Below are 14,789 nucleotides of genomic sequence, written 5' to 3' on the forward strand. Positions count from 1 at the left end.
CGAAGTGCAACGAAGCAATCCACGCTTAGAATCTCACATTAAAGATTCCATTGTATTATTTTCCTTGAAACCCAACATTATAGATTGCCACGAGTTTTTACAAAACTCTCGTAATGACGATAAGCAATTCTTGCACAATATCATAGAAAAATAGGCAATGCGAAATAATAAGCAGAATCCCAAAGAATATTTTAGGGTAAAATTGCTACATTGATTCTATGAATTTTTTAAAGAAATTTTCTATTTTACAACACTTTTTAAGCCAAAAAAGGATAAATTTCATTTAACTTAATTATCTCAAATTAAAGGTTAAGGCAATGGAAAGAGAACAAACACTCTTGAAACAGGCTCAAGAAAGGCTTGCGAATGTCGCTAAACTCCCTAGCCTCAAAAAAGGCAACAGCATTAAAAAAATGCTAAAAGAAAAGGGAATCTCAAGAAGAGACTTTATGAAATGGGCAGGAACAATGACTGCTATGCTATCTTTACCGGCAAGTTTCACGCCGCTAACCGCTAAAGCCGCAGAAGTTGCAGACCGCTTACCCGTGATTTGGTTGCACTTAGCAGAATGCACAGGTTGTAGCGAAAGCCTCCTAAGAAGCGATGGTCCGGGGATTGCAAGTTTGATTTTTGATTATATTTCTTTGGAATATCACGAAACGATTATGGCAGCAGCGGGTTACCAAGCAGAAGAAAATTTGGAATCCGCTATACAAAAATATAAAGGACGCTATGTATTAATGGTAGAAGGTGGAGTGCCTACTGCATTAGAGGGGCAATATCTTACGATTGGCGCATTTGGCAAAACAGGTTTAGAAAGCGCAAGGGAAGCGAGTGAAAATGCAGCTGCGATTTTTGCGATTGGGACCTGTTCAAGCTTCGGTGGAATCCAAGCAGCAAACCCAAATCCAACCGCAGCAAAACCATTAAGTGCGGTTACCAATAAACCTGTGATTAATGTGCCGGGCTGTCCTCCAAGCGAAAAAAATATTGTAGGCAATGTAATCCATTTCTTGCTTTTTGGCACTTTGCCTCAAGTTGATGCTTTTAATCGTCCAAAATGGGCTTATGGCTTAAGAATCCACGATTTATGCGAAAGACGCGGACATTTTGACGCGGGTGAGTTTGTGCAAAGATTCGGCGATGAGGGCGCGAAAAACGGCTATTGCCTCTATAAAGTTGGCTGTAAAGGACCTTATACTTTCAACAACTGCTCCAAACTCCGCTTTAACTCCCATACAAGTTGGCCTATCCAAGCAGGACATGGTTGTATTGGTTGTAGTGAGCCAAACTTCTGGGATACAATGGGACCTTTTGAAGAACCTCTTGCAAGTAAGCTCTACAACGCGCCATTTTTCAGCGGGGCAGACCGCACGGCGGATAATATCGGAATCACCTTGCTTGGTGTAGCGGCAATCGGTATGGCAGCACACGCGGTATTAAGTAATCTCAAAAAAGACTAGAGACAAGGAGGAGTTTATGACAAAAAGAATTATTGTAGATCCTATTACAAGGATTGAAGGGCATTTAAGAATTGAAGTCATTGTAGATGAAAACAATGTCATTACCGATGCTTACTCTAGCTCCACTTTGTGGCGTGGCTTGGAGGTTATCGTAAGGAATCGCGACCCTAGAGATGTGGGCTTTATGGTGCAAAGAATCTGTGGGGTTTGCACATTTTCTCACTACAAAGCAGGAATCACCGCGGTAGAAAATGCTCTTGGCATTCAGATTCCTTTTAACGCGCAAATGGTGCGAAGCCTGATGAATGTTTCTCTCGTAATGCACGACCACTTGGTGCATTTCTATCACTTGCATGGATTGGATTGGTGCGATATTACAGAAGCCCTTAAAGCAGACCCCAAAAAAGCTTCTGAACTTGCCTTTAAATACTCTAAAAATCCAATCGCAACCGGAGCTGATGAACTTGCCGCTGTGCAAGAAAAAGTCAAAGCCTTTGCAAGTGCAAAACAAGGCTTAGGACCTTTCGCGAATGCTTATTGGGGGCATAAGACTTACAAATTCTCGCCCGAACAAAACTTAATTGTGCTTTCTCACTACCTAAAAGCACTAGAAGTGCAAAGAGTAGCCGCGCAAATGATGGCGATTTTTGGAGCCAAACAACCTCACCCACAAAGCTTAACCGTGGGCGGCGTAACTTGTGTTGCGGATATTTTAGACCCAAGCCGATTAGGAGATTGGCTCACCAAATACAAAGAAGTTGGGGATTTCATTAACCGTGCGTATTATGCCGATGTGGTAATGGCTGCGGAAGTTTTCAAAAACGAACCTAGTGTGTTAAAAGGTTGTGGTGTGCGCAATTTCATCTCTTATGCAGAAATTCCTGTCAATCACAATGAAACGCTTTATAGTAGCGGAGTTGTTCGTGGTGGGGATATTTCTAAGCTTTTAGAAATCAATGAAGAACTCATCACCGAAGAAGCAACGCATTCTTGGTATCAAAACGATAAAGCTCTCCACCCTTATGATGGCGAAACAGAACCAAACTATACAGGATTCACAGAGGTAGATACAATCGGACCTGATGGCAACCCCATCAAAACCAAAGGGATTAATATGGAGGGCAAATACAGCTGGATTAAATCCCCGCGCTATAATGGTGAGCCAATGGAAGTAGGACCTCTTGCAACGGTGGTTGTAGGTTTAGCGGCAAAGAACCCTCGCATCACCAAAATCGCAACACAATTCTTAGAAGATACAGGATTACCTCTAGAGGCACTCTTTAGCACATTAGGCAGAACTGCTGCGCGTTTGTTGGAGTGCAAACTTTCTACGGATTATGGAATCGAAGCTTTTAATTCTTTGGTAGAGAATCTCAAAACAGGCGACCAAACCACTTGTGCGCCTTATAAGATTGACAAAAACAAAGAATACAAAGGACGCTATATCGGCAATGTTCCGCGTGGTATGTTAAGCCATTGGGTGAGAATCAAGGACGGCATAGTTGCAAATTATCAAGCCGTTGTGCCAAGCACTTGGAATGCAGGACCTAAAGATTCCAAACAGCAAATGGGACCTTATGAAGCTTCATTGGTAGGAATCAAGGTGCAAGACATTACAAAGCCATTAGAGATTGTGCGCACAATCCATTCTTTTGACCCTTGTATTGCGTGTGCGGTGCATTTAATGGATACTAAAGGCAATGAAATCAGCCAATACAGACTTGACCCAATCGCTATGAATTGCAAAATCTAAGGAGAGAATATGGAAACAAAATACAAAGCCGTGTATGAGTTTTCTAAACTTACACGCATTTTCCATTGGATTAGAGCATTGGCAATCTTCGCGCTCATCGCAACAGGATTCTATCTTGCTTATCCTTTTTTAGCACCCAACAACTTCACGGGCGAACCCACAGGATTTCTCTACGCTTCTGTGCGTAGTTGGCATTTGATAATTGGTTTTATACTAATTGCAGTAACAATTTTTCGCCTTTATCTGCTTTTCACACGCGAATGTGCGATGGAAAGACGCTCTGTTTTAGATTTTTTTAATCCTTTTGTGTGGTTTGGTGTTTTAAAAAGTTATCTTCTTTTTGGCGGACACCCGCATTTAAAGGGAGCTTACAACCCATTGCAACTTGCCACTTACTTAGGAGTGATGTTTTTGATTATCGCAATCTCCCTTAGCGGACTTGTGCTTTATGCGCATGTTTATCACGAAGGACTTGGCGGATTCATCGCGCCTTTAATGAAGCCGCTAGAAGTGCTTTGTGGTGGAATCGCAAATGTGCGTTTGATTCATCATATCCTAACATGGGCGTTTATTATCTTTATCCCTATTCATATTTATATGGCAAGTTGGAATAGCGTGAAATTCCCAGGTGCTGGTGTGGATACGATTTTTAGCGGTGTGAAGTTCGAAAAAGACGAGCCTATTTAATGCGCACTCTTTCATTAAAATATCTGGCGCGATTCGTTTCGTGCGAATCGCCCTTTAAAATCATCTAAGGCAAATATGAAAATCCTAATCTTAGGTATCGGCAACATTCTCTTTGGTGACGAGGGAATCGGGGTGCATTTATCCAACCTTTTAAAACTCAACTACAATTTTAGCGGGGAACAACATAGCGTAGAAATCATAGATGGCGGGACAATGGCGCAACATCTAATCCCACTCATCACGCAATACGATTCTGTGCTAATTCTTGATTCCATTGACGCTAAAGACGCGAAGATAGGCGATGTTTATTTCTTTGATTTTTCCGCGATTCCTAATCAAATCACTTGGGCTGGAAGTGCGCACGAAGTAGAAATGCTGCAAACCCTGCGAATGATTGAAATGCTAGGCGATTTGCCACCCACTAAAATTTTAGGAGTGAAGCCCTTTATCATCGGTGAAAATCCTACATTTGAACTCACGCAAGAAGTGAAACAAGCCGCAAAATTAATGGAATCACAAGCTATCAAATATTTAGAATCTCTTGGCGTTCAGGTTAGCAAAAAAGCCAATCAAGACTTGCAAGAAATCGCGCGTCTCTCATACAAAGGATATTAATGACCCCGCGAACGACAGAATTAGAATCCCAAAAATCCCCTCCCCTAGTTGTTGCCTTTGTTTTTGCTCAAATTACCAATCTCCATACATCACAAGAGATTCAAAATTTCTTACTCAAAGCCCTAGATTCCGCACTCAAAAAATACAATCTATGCAACAAAGCAAATCTACAAGGGCAATTTGTGCAAAATTCCAAAAGCTCATTCCAATTAGAAGTGCAAGGCAGTCAAAAAGAAATTTTAGAGTTTAGCGATTGTTTGCAACACTATATTCCACTCTCTTTGCAATGGGCTTTTAAGGAACTTTTGATTTTAAAATCCTTTAGCCAAGCGCATTGTATAAAGCCCAAAGAAGATTCTATCTCCAACTTTTTAACTCCTTTGGAATTACAACTCTTAGGCGATAAGGAATCCTCTTTGTTTTGTGATTTATGGGCAGATTGGATAGATTTCAAACCAACAAAACTCACGCTTTTAAACGCGGGACAAAGGGTAGAAATCCGCGATTCTAAAGCCTTAATAAATTCCCTTGAACGAATCGCAACGCTTCTAAAAAGTGGAGAACGCGTTTTTGTCAAAACCATTTTTGGCAAATACGAATTGTTGCTTTTGGACGAAAACAATCCGCCAAATCAAGAAGAACTTGCCAATGATTTTTATTTTATGCCAAACTCACTTGCAAATGTCAAATTGCTTTTTAGGGCTGAAAATGAAGAGCTACAAGCACTTGCAACTTTAGAAAAACCGATTCTAAACCTTGCGCCAAAAGGTATTTTTGAAAAGTTTTTCCCCAACTCTGTGCAAGTGATTCTACCTTTTGAACCCTATTTGGTGCTTTTAAGTAAATTTTTAGAATCCAATATGGGCTTGTATTTATTGCCTCTAAGCCAAAAAAGAGACGATGGAATCTGTGAGTTTATCTCTCAAGATTCTCAACCCTTGACTTTAAGCGTCGCCCAAAACTCACTTCTTTTGCCGCATTGCTTTCAGACTTATCAGCCAAATTCTGTCGCAAATGCTTTTAGGCAAACCATTGCCGAAGAATCCCTACAACGCGTCAATGTATGCTATATCGGCAGAGAGCAAACGCTTTTTTGGGTTTATTTTGATGGGAGCTTTAAAGAAGCGTTAGACTTTAGCTTCCAAAGCAATTTAGGGGCGATTTTAGAAACGCTTAAAACCCTCAACCAAACTACACAAAGTTTGCTTAAAAACTTCTCTGAAAAGCACCCTTTGCTAATCCAATCACTAGAATCCTTGCCCAAAGATTCCATTCTTTCGCATAATCTATTGGATTTGCTTGGAATGTGTGGTGTTTTGCTTGGACTAGGAGAGGCTTCCAACCTCAAAAAAAGCGCCATTATTCTCATTGAATGCGCACAAAAATTTCTAGGCAAAAAAGGTCCGCGCATTGACTTTAGACTTGTGCGCAATGATGAAAACAAAATCATACTAGACACCTTGCAAACTTTGCGTTCGGTAATGAGCTTCAAACTCGCAGAGGTAGAAAATGAGTTACTCTGTTTTGGGATTTTGGATTCCTTAGCGGAATTTTTTGCAAATTTCAGTCGCGATATGGAAGAAAACTACCAAACAAAAGGAATCGTGATTTGCGGAGAATTGTTTTTAAACACGCAATTTACCAATCAATTTTTGCACTATCTTCCTAAAACTTCCGAAGTTTATCCTTGTCAAACAATGGAATTTACAAACTAGCCACCCTCGTAAAACAAAGCTAAAACAATCTATAATGCGGAATCTCGTCCTTAGAGATTCCATTGTATATTTTCTTAAGTTCAATATTATAGATTGCCCACCCCTTTACAAGAGCTTCGCAATGACAGAATGATATAGCTTTGCGATAATAGCACAATTAAAAGCGTGTTTCACTAGCCAAAGATTCATTAATCATTTAAACAACACACTTCCTAATCGCACACAATTACTGCCACAAGAAATCGCCAATTCAAAATCATCGCTCATTCCCATACTAAGGGTATTTGCGCCTTTATTTTGCAATTTCTCAAAAATCTTATGTGTAGTTTCAAAGCTTTTTTGAACCACCGCTCTATCCTGCGTATGCGCCCCAATACTCATCAAACCTACCAACTCAATATTAGGACAAGATTCCAAAATCTCCAAATAAGCCTCATAAGCAACTTCTGGCATAAAGCCGCTTTTGCTTGTTTCTTTGGCACTATTGACTTGCAGTAAAGTCCGCAACGACTTATTTTCACTCTGCAATCGCTTCTGTAATTGTTCTGCCAACTCCAAAGAATGCAAACTCTGAAACATAAAAGGATTCAAGCTCAAAAGAGCGTTGATTTTGTTGCTTTGTAAAGAACCGATGAAATGCCATTCTAGCGGGAGGGATTCCAAAATTTTAGATTTCGTCTTTAAATCCTGCACTTTGTTTTCTCCAAAAGCGCGTTGCCCACAAGCATAAAGCGCGGCGATTTCTTCCTCTGTGGAATACTTACTCACCGCAACCAAACGCACGATTCTATGTCTATCTGTAGCAATTCTTGCCTTTTCTATTTTTTCAATTACAGATATTAGGTTTTGATTCAATTTCTCTTGCATAAATCTCCTTAAAAAGGCATTGTGCCATGAATAATGCGCAAAACATCATTATACAATCCAAGCCCCATTAACCCGAGCAATACAATCCAACCCGCCATACTTAGGCGATAGAAAGTGTTTTGCGTTGGGATTCTTTTGGTTAGCATTTCATAAAGTGTAAAAAGAATATGCCCACCATCAAGTGCTGGAATCGGAAGTAAGTTTAGGATTCCAAGATTCACAGAAATTAGGGCAGTAAAGGCAAAAAGCGTAACGATTCCAAGCTCACTTGCTTTTTTGGTAATGCTCACAATAGAAACCACGCCTCCCACCTCGCTAAGCGGAACGACGCCTGAAATAAGCTTCTCAATGCTTTGTAAAATCAGTTGGCTAGATTCTAAAGTTTGTCCCCAAGCATAACCTAAAGAATCCAAAAAACCATAAGAAACGATGCGCATCTCACCACTAGAAACAATCCCAATCAAGGGACGCGAAATACTCTCGCCAAAAAGATTTTTGGATTCGCCAAACTTTGGATTCAACACGACTTGATATTCTTTAGAATCACGCAAAAACCCAATCTCTAATGCTCCCTTAGATTTCGCGATTCTTTGGCTCAAAGCCTCCCAAGTCCGCACACCTTGCCCATTCACACTAAGAATCTCATCGCCACTTTTTAATCCTGCAATCGCTGCTGGCATATTGGCTTCTACCTTGCCAACTATCGGAGCTAACTCATTTTTGCCCATTAAGCCAATCGCAACAAAAAGCAAAAAAGCCAAGAGGAGATTAAAAAACGAACCCGCACCCAAAATAATCAATCGCTGATAAGCTTGGATTCCATACAAACTATCGCTAGAAGTGTCGCGAATTGTCGGGTCAAAATCACTCTGTCCTTTGAGTTGGACAAACCCTCCTAAAGGAATCGGACGCAGAGAATATTCCGTCTCTCCGATTTGTTTTTTAAGGATTCTTGTTTTGCCAAATCCTATGCTAAAAGCCTCCACGCGCACACCAAAAAGTTTTGCCGCTAAAAAATGTCCCAATTCATGGAAAAATACCAAAAAAGATAAAACTAAAATAGAACTAATCAAGCCCATTTAACGCGCCTTTGCATACATTTTGACATAGTCATAACCCGAATAAAGCGTCAAGGCAACCGCAAGCCACAAAGTCGCCCCGCCAAAAGAATAATCCATTAACAAAAACGCAATCGCGGTGATTTGCAAACCGGTTTTGTATTTGCCTAGATTTGAAGCGGCGACTTTAATCCCCTTACTTGCTGCGACAACACGCAATCCTGTGATAAAAAATTCGCGCCCTAAAATCAAAAACACCGCCCACACATCGGCGCGATTCCACACCAAAAGTCCAATGAGTGCCGCAAGCATTAAAAGTTTGTCTGCCAATGGGTCAAAAATCTCCCCAAAAACGCTTGTAACATTAAAAGTTCGCGCGATAAAACCATCAAAAAAATCCGTAATACTCGCGATACAAAAAATCAAACAAGCAAAATAATTAATCCAAGTCGGGTGGATTGGCGGAGGCAAAATCCAATGTCCATACAAAATTAGCGTGAGCAAAAGAAATGCAAGTGCAATCCGAAGAATCGTTAAACAATTAGGCAGAGATTCTAATTTCATTATTTAAAGCTTGTTCCTCCATCAATCACGATAGTTTGCCCCGTTAGCCAAGCACTCGCATCACTATCACACAAAAACAAACAAGCTCCCGCAATATCCTCTGGAGCTCCCATACGATTGAGCGGACTTTGTTCTACTACCTTTGCTTTAATCTCTGCAAAATCCGGAAATGCTTTAAGTGCGTCTGTTTCAATAGGTCCTCCGCTGACTGCATTGACGCGAATATTGTATTCTCCAAGCTCCATTGCGGCGTATTTTACCATTGTTTCTACGGCATTTTTGGAGTTCCCATGCCCCGCGTAGTTTGGCATATACACGAGATTCCCCGTAGAGCTTAGAGAAATAATGCTCCCGCCCCCTACTTTTTGCATTCGCTTAGCGGCTTCTTGCGCTCCTACGACAAAAGCAAGAACGGTAGCTGTGTAAATATTATTCAATCCTTTAGGCTTCAATCGCATAAATGGCGCGAATCCTCCCACAACACTTTTACCATAAATAATTGCATTGCTGACAAAAAAATCCACCCTCTCAAAATCTTCATCAATTTTTACAAATAAATCTTTATAGGTTTCTGGAGCTAATACATCAAGAGGATACGCTCTTGCTTTAATGCCAAAGCGCGATTCCACATCTGCGATAATCTTGTTCGCTTCTTCTTGGTTTTTATTGTAAGTAAAAGCAACATTCACCCCATTTTGCGCGAAACGATAAAGAATCGCTTTGCCGATTCCACGCGTTGCACCACTAATCACTAAAGTTTTGCCCTTAAAGTTTTCTTTCATTTTACTACCTCGTATTGACTTAAGATTTTTTCAAGATATTTTAAATTTTGCGCACTTGGTGCAACCAATGGCAAACGATATTCCAAAGTCTCCAAAAGCCCACTTAGATACATTGCTGCTTTAATTGGAATCGGATTGCTTTCAATAAATAAGGCTTTATTAATAGCATAAAGCTCGTTGTTTAGCTCTCTTGCGCGGTCGTAATCATGCGACTCTAAAAGCACATGGGTTAATTCTGCGATTTTATTAGGTAGAAGATTAGAAGTAACTGAAATCACTCCAACCCCTCCACAGCTTAGAATCGGATAATTAATCGCATCTTCGCCACTTGCAATGCTTAAATCTTTGGCATTCATATTTAAATCAATCACTTTTTCAATGCTCCCACTTGCTTCTTTGACGCCATAAATGTTTGGAATCTCTTTGAAAAGTCTTAGAATCGTTTGGGTTTCTAAATTCACGCCTGTGCGTCCGGGAACATTATAAAGCATAAGAGGAATACTCACCGCGTTTGCCACTGCTTTATAGTGCAAAAACAAGCCTTCTTGCGTGGGTTTGTTGTAATAAGGTGTAACGCACAAAATCGCATCTGCACCGCAATCTTGGGCAAACTTCGCAAGTTCAATCGCTTCTTGCGTGGAGTTGCTTCCCGCACCCGCAAGCACTTTTACCTTGCTTCCTTTGCAAACACTCACCGCCACCTCAATACATTCTTTATGTTCTTTATGACTAAGCGTCGCACTCTCCCCTGTCGTGCCAACAGGCACAATCGCGTCCATACCATATTGAATCTGCCTTTTGATTAAAGATTCGTATTTTTCTAAATCCAACGCATTGTTTTTAAAAGGAGTAATCAGCGCAGTCATCGCGCCTTTGACTTGATTTGCTACTTGCATTGCTTTCCTTATTTGCTTAAAGTTAAAATCGTCGCATTTTGAGCCACAAAATACTTTTGCGCCACAGCAACAATATCTTCTAAACTTAGATTATCAAAATCTTGTTCAAAATGCAAGAGTGCGTCTAAATCATCACGCACAATATAACTACCAAACAAACTTGCCACACCGCTACTAGATTCCAACTCGTATAAAAAATTTGTGCGTAAATTCGTTTTCGCTTTTTCTAATTCTGCGACTTTTAATTTCCCTTGTTGGATTTTTTCAATTTCTAACAGAATCGCTTTCTCTAGCTTCTCCAAACTCACGCCGACATTTGCTAAGCCCATAATAATAAACAACCCATCATCTCTCAAGTCCATATTGTAGGCATAAACCTCTGTTGCAAGTCGTTTTTTATCCACGATTTCACTCACCAATGGGCTACTTCTGCCACCACTTAGAATCTCGCTTAATGCGCTTAATGCGATTTGGTCTTTATGATTAAAAGGCGGAATCCTAAAGGCAAGGGTTAAAATCTCCACCTCACTACTCTTATGCACTTTTACTCTGCGTTCGCCCTCTTGTTTGGGTTCTTGCGTGTGGATTTTAGGAGGAATTGCGCTTGTATTTGGAATCTTCTCAAAATGCTTTTTGACTTCTTTTAACGCTTCTTTTTCATCAATATCCCCTGCAATCACAACCACCGCATTTTGTGGCTGATAATAAAGACGATGAAACGCTCTTATGTCCTCAATGCTCCAATTTCTAATATCGTCCATAAAGCCAATGGGCGTCCAATGGTAAGGGTGGTAAATAAAAGCGGTATTAAAAAGCCTAAAATACAAATATCCCATTGGATTATTATCAGTCCGCCACAATCTTTCTTCTGCGACAACTTTGCGTTCAGGCTGAAATTCCTCGTCTTTTAGACTAAGATTCTGCATTAATTCGCTAAATAACTCTAAAGACTTTGTGAGATTGTGTGTGCTAGATTTGACATAATAATGCGTGTAATCAAAACTCGTAGCCGCATTAGTAGAACCCCCAAAACCCTTAACGATTCTATCAAACTCACCTGCTTTTAGGTTTTTGGTAGATTTAAAGTTAAGATGTTCTAACATGTGTGCAATTCCACTTTTGCCCATAATTTCATTGCGACTACCGACTTTATAAAATATATCGGTTGTAATAACGCCACTTTGATTTTTAAGCGGGATAATCACGACTTCCAAACCATTTTTAAGTCTTGTTTGATAGTGCTTTGGAAGCACGGATTTAGCGGTATTTTCTGCCATTAAAACTCCTATTAAAAAGAATGGGATACAAAAAATCTTTAAAAGAATGCGTCCAAATCTCATAAATCTACGCCTATTGCCTCACTGATATGATTAAATCCATCACGCTCTAAGTGGCTTTTTAAACCCAAATTGATTTGCCTTACCAAGCTTGGACCTTCAAAAATCAGCGCACTTAAAACCTGCACAAGATTCGCACCTAAACGAATCCTTGTATAGGCTTCTTGCGCATCTGCGATTCCGCCCACACTAATTAATGTAGTTTTTTGGTTTTTGGTTTTCAATGCTAAAGCGATTTGTCTTAACATCTCGCGACTTTTGGGAGCTAATACTTTCCCGCTGATTCCACCTTTGTCTTTTGGGTGTGCAACAAGACTATAATCTAATGTTGTATTGGTTGCGATGATTCCTTTTGCGCCACTATGAATTGCCGCTTCTATCAAGCCTAATGCGGAATCTATCTCTAAATCTGGGGCGATTTTTAGATAAATAGGCTTGTGATAGACTTTGCAAAGCTCTAAAAAAAGCTCTTTAATGAAATTTTCATTTTGTAAATCACGCAAATTTGGCGTATTAGGAGAAGAAAGATTCACACTCAAATAGTCGCTACTCTGCATAAAATGTCGCGCCAAACTCAAATAATCCTTAATTGCCTCTTCTTGTGGAGTTGTTTTGTTTTTGCCAATATTAATCCCCAATGGAATCGCAAAAGGAAAGATTTTATTCAACCGCGCATTGACCGCACTCACACCTTCGTTGTTAAATCCAAAAGCATTTTGGATAGATTCTTCTTGTATATGTCGCCAAAGGCGCGGTTTATCATTGCCACTTTGTGCTAGAGGCGTTATTGCTCCTAATTCCAAATGAGAGAATCCTAAGGCACAAAGCAATTCCACCATTTTTGCATTCTTATCAAACCCTGCGGCTAATCCGACAGGATTATAGAAGTGCATTCCGTCAATTTCTTGATTTAAAATCGCATCATAAATGCAATTTTTGCTGGAAAAAAAAGATAAAAACGACGGAATCTTTGGGGCGATTTTACTACAAAATTCCACGATATTATGGGCTGTTTCTGGATTTGTTTTGAAGATAAATGGGCGCAAGGCGTGATATAGTGTTTGATGTGGCATTTTTACCTCAATATTTTAGAAATTTCCGCTGGTTTTAAAAAATTCTGAAATTGTAACATTTTTTAATAAAGTTATGATAAATTTTAAACTTTTCTTTGCGCTCTTAGATTTTACATATCTTCTGCATTTAGCATTGCGCGTGATTCCTCACGCACTCTATCCATACCGATATAAAACTCTTTCATCATAGACAAAAATAAATATTTTCCCTTATTGGTTGGATAATACGCATTGCCTTTTTTGATGATATTACCGCTCAAACGCAAAAATGCAATTTCTTTGAATAAATCCTTTTTCAAATCCGCACCATAGCGCGTTTGGAATCGTTCAATACTTGCTTCTCCCCCAAAAAGCTCTACCATTAAGCGATATTGAAGCTGCGCTTTTTTGGAGTATTTGCGCTCCCTCGCCACGCCCATTTTTCCGCTTTGGATTCTCTGCGCGTAGGTCTTAAGCGAAAAAGTATTAACATACAATACCCCATCAAGAAAGCTAAACGAACCCGAACCAATCCCGACATACTCATCATTATCCACGACATACTCGTCAAAAATCTCACTTCCCCTATGCGAAAAAGCCCAACTAGACAAAGGCACAAAATCATCTGCAAGAGATTCTAAAATCTGCGCATAAAGCCTTGCTTCGTTTTGCAAATCCACTTCTCCAATGGAACGCTTTAAAAGGCTTTTGACTGATGGCGAGGACATTAGAGGATAAGTAGTGAGTTGATTAGGAGCAAGTGCGCGGACAATCTCCAAATCTCTAGCTAACATTTCTCGCGTTTGATTAGGGAAATTAAAAATCAAATCCACATTCAAAATCGGTAGTATCCCGATTGCTTTCTCTAGCTTTTTGCGCACTTCCTCCCCGCTACCAAACTTCTCATAGCGTCCGATTTTGCGCAGGATTCCATCATCAAAGCTTTGCACACCCACAGAAAGCCTATCAATCCTACCTTTAAACTGCTCTAAAGTCTCTTTTTGCAAGTGATTTGGGTCAGATTCACAGGAGACTTCTTGCACATTAAAAAGTGATTTGGCTAAATCAAGCGTTTTGCAAAGCTCATCAGGTAGAATAGAAGTCGTCCCGCCCCCGACATAGATTGCCTTAAAATCATATCCCAAATCCTTTACTCTTCGCATTTCTTCGCGCAAATTTAAAAAATAATGACGCGCCTTTTCTTCTTGAAACAAAAAACGATTAAAGGAACAATAGGTGCAAAGCGTAGCGCAAAAAGGCACATGGATATAAAGCAAATAATTTTTGTTGGGATTGGGTGGCGGGAGGAGATTAAGCGCACTTTGTTGTAAGCACAAATAACGATTCGTTGCCCAACGCATTACGCAATTTACAAAACGAGTTGAAAAATTTTGTTGTATCATTGATAGTTTGCACTCTTTATTTAGGATTCCAAAAATAAAATCGGCGATTATAAAAGATATTGTTTGAATAAAACATAAAATTCAAGCAATCTTAACAATAATTCTTAACAAAGGTTGAGTTTTTAAATGCTATGTAGAATCCTAAAACAATCCATTCTTTAAGGATTCCAAACGAGTAAATAAAAGAATTTGGAGGACATAAAAATGCTTAAAGCACTAAAAAGTGCTTTAATTTATGCCATAATATCTAGTGTGTTTGCACTTGCATTTGTTGGCTGTGGAGCTGGTGTTGCGCTTTGGGTTTGTGTTTGCAGATTGCTTTGCGCTCCTTGCATACCATTAATGATTGAACCCATTAAAGCTTCTTCGCTTTCCATTGCTTTTTTTAAGACATTCAAATTTCCACTTGCTAATACTGCGCTACTATCAATTCCTGATACCATTACAGACTCCTTGTCGTTTTTTTCATTCCATTGAAATTAAAGAATGTTAAATTATATATCGTCATTCTTTATGATTTTATGAGATATAAAATCTTTATTTATTTCCCTTTTATTAATTTATTTTTGCTAAAATAAAATCAATAAAATTATTTTT

Annotated in this window: 14 protein-coding genes; 5 read left to right on the forward strand and 9 right to left on the reverse strand. The window is 39.5% G+C overall.

Translation table 11 applies throughout. The annotated features are described in order from the left end of the window. Nucleotides 1-317 precede the first annotated feature (317 nt). The 5 genes from LS69_RS08190 (at nucleotide 318) to LS69_RS08210 (ending at nucleotide 6,233) form a co-directional block, all read left to right on the forward strand. A complete protein-coding gene (locus tag LS69_RS08190; RefSeq protein WP_138123964.1) occupies nucleotides 318-1,463 on the forward strand; it encodes a hydrogenase small subunit in 1,146 nt (381 codons plus the stop codon). A 16-nt stretch (nucleotides 1,464-1,479) separates the two neighbouring features. Beyond that, complete coding sequence (locus LS69_RS08195) at nucleotides 1,480-3,216, forward strand: nickel-dependent hydrogenase large subunit (RefSeq protein WP_138123966.1); 1,737 nt, start codon at nucleotides 1,480-1,482, stop codon at nucleotides 3,214-3,216. 9 nt (nucleotides 3,217-3,225) lie between these two features. Then, nucleotides 3,226-3,903 carry a Ni/Fe-hydrogenase, b-type cytochrome subunit gene (cybH, locus tag LS69_RS08200; protein ID WP_138123968.1) on the forward strand — a complete coding sequence of 226 codons (678 nt, stop codon included), beginning with the start codon at nucleotides 3,226-3,228 and terminating at the stop codon, nucleotides 3,901-3,903. A 75-nt stretch (nucleotides 3,904-3,978) separates the two neighbouring features. Continuing rightward, on the forward strand, nucleotides 3,979-4,518 hold the full coding sequence (locus tag LS69_RS08205; RefSeq protein ID WP_138123970.1) for a HyaD/HybD family hydrogenase maturation endopeptidase: 540 nt from the start codon (nucleotides 3,979-3,981) through the stop codon (nucleotides 4,516-4,518). Next, nucleotides 4,518-6,233 (forward strand): protein hydE, encoded by a 1,716-nt coding sequence (locus LS69_RS08210; protein ID WP_238699273.1) that lies wholly within the window; start codon nucleotides 4,518-4,520, stop codon nucleotides 6,231-6,233. The genes LS69_RS08205 and LS69_RS08210 overlap by 1 nt, the downstream gene beginning before the upstream one ends. 192 nt (nucleotides 6,234-6,425) lie before the next feature. Here LS69_RS08210 and LS69_RS08215 read toward each other — a convergent pair whose 3' ends face one another. The 9 genes from LS69_RS08215 to LS69_RS08255 all read right to left on the reverse strand — a co-directional run bounded on the left by LS69_RS08215 (nucleotide 6,426) and on the right by LS69_RS08255 (nucleotide 14,635). Further along, nucleotides 6,426-7,100: a YggS family pyridoxal phosphate-dependent enzyme gene (locus LS69_RS08215; protein ID WP_138123972.1), complete on the reverse strand. Its 675-nt coding sequence runs from the start codon at nucleotides 7,098-7,100 to the stop codon at nucleotides 6,426-6,428. Nucleotides 7,101-7,108: 8 nt separating this feature from the next. Continuing rightward, entirely contained in the window at nucleotides 7,109-8,179 is a 1,071-nt protein-coding gene (gene rseP, locus LS69_RS08220) for an RIP metalloprotease RseP (protein ID WP_138123974.1), read from the reverse strand. Beyond that, nucleotides 8,180-8,722: a CDP-diacylglycerol--glycerol-3-phosphate 3-phosphatidyltransferase gene (gene pgsA / locus LS69_RS08225; protein WP_138123976.1), complete on the reverse strand. Its 543-nt coding sequence runs from the start codon at nucleotides 8,720-8,722 to the stop codon at nucleotides 8,180-8,182. It lies immediately after the preceding gene. Then, nucleotides 8,722-9,504 (reverse strand): enoyl-ACP reductase, encoded by a 783-nt coding sequence (locus tag LS69_RS08230; protein WP_138123978.1) that lies wholly within the window; start codon nucleotides 9,502-9,504, stop codon nucleotides 8,722-8,724. The genes pgsA and LS69_RS08230 overlap by 1 nt, the downstream gene beginning before the upstream one ends. After that, nucleotides 9,501-10,400: a 4-hydroxy-tetrahydrodipicolinate synthase gene (dapA, locus tag LS69_RS08235; RefSeq protein WP_138123980.1), complete on the reverse strand. Its 900-nt coding sequence runs from the start codon at nucleotides 10,398-10,400 to the stop codon at nucleotides 9,501-9,503. Before dapA ends, LS69_RS08230 begins: the two co-directional genes overlap by 4 nt. A gap of 8 nt (nucleotides 10,401-10,408) precedes the next feature. After that, a complete protein-coding gene (locus LS69_RS08240) occupies nucleotides 10,409-11,677 on the reverse strand; it encodes a pitrilysin family protein (protein WP_138123982.1) in 1,269 nt (422 codons plus the stop codon). Between the two features lie 59 nt (nucleotides 11,678-11,736). After that, entirely contained in the window at nucleotides 11,737-12,810 is a 1,074-nt protein-coding gene (gene pyrD / locus LS69_RS08245; RefSeq protein ID WP_138123984.1) for a dihydroorotate dehydrogenase (quinone), read from the reverse strand. Between the two features lie 110 nt (nucleotides 12,811-12,920). After that, nucleotides 12,921-14,192: a coproporphyrinogen III oxidase family protein gene (locus tag LS69_RS08250; protein WP_138123986.1), complete on the reverse strand. Its 1,272-nt coding sequence runs from the start codon at nucleotides 14,190-14,192 to the stop codon at nucleotides 12,921-12,923. A gap of 233 nt (nucleotides 14,193-14,425) precedes the next feature. Continuing rightward, the gene (locus tag LS69_RS08255; RefSeq protein ID WP_138123988.1) at nucleotides 14,426-14,635 is read right to left on the reverse strand and encodes a hypothetical protein; all 210 of its coding nucleotides are present in this window, start codon (nucleotides 14,633-14,635) and stop codon (nucleotides 14,426-14,428) included. Between the last annotated feature and the right edge of the window lie 154 nt (nucleotides 14,636-14,789).

This window comes from Helicobacter sp. MIT 05-5294 (assembly GCF_000765675.1).
GTDB lineage: Bacteria > Campylobacterota > Campylobacteria > Campylobacterales > Helicobacteraceae > Helicobacter_D.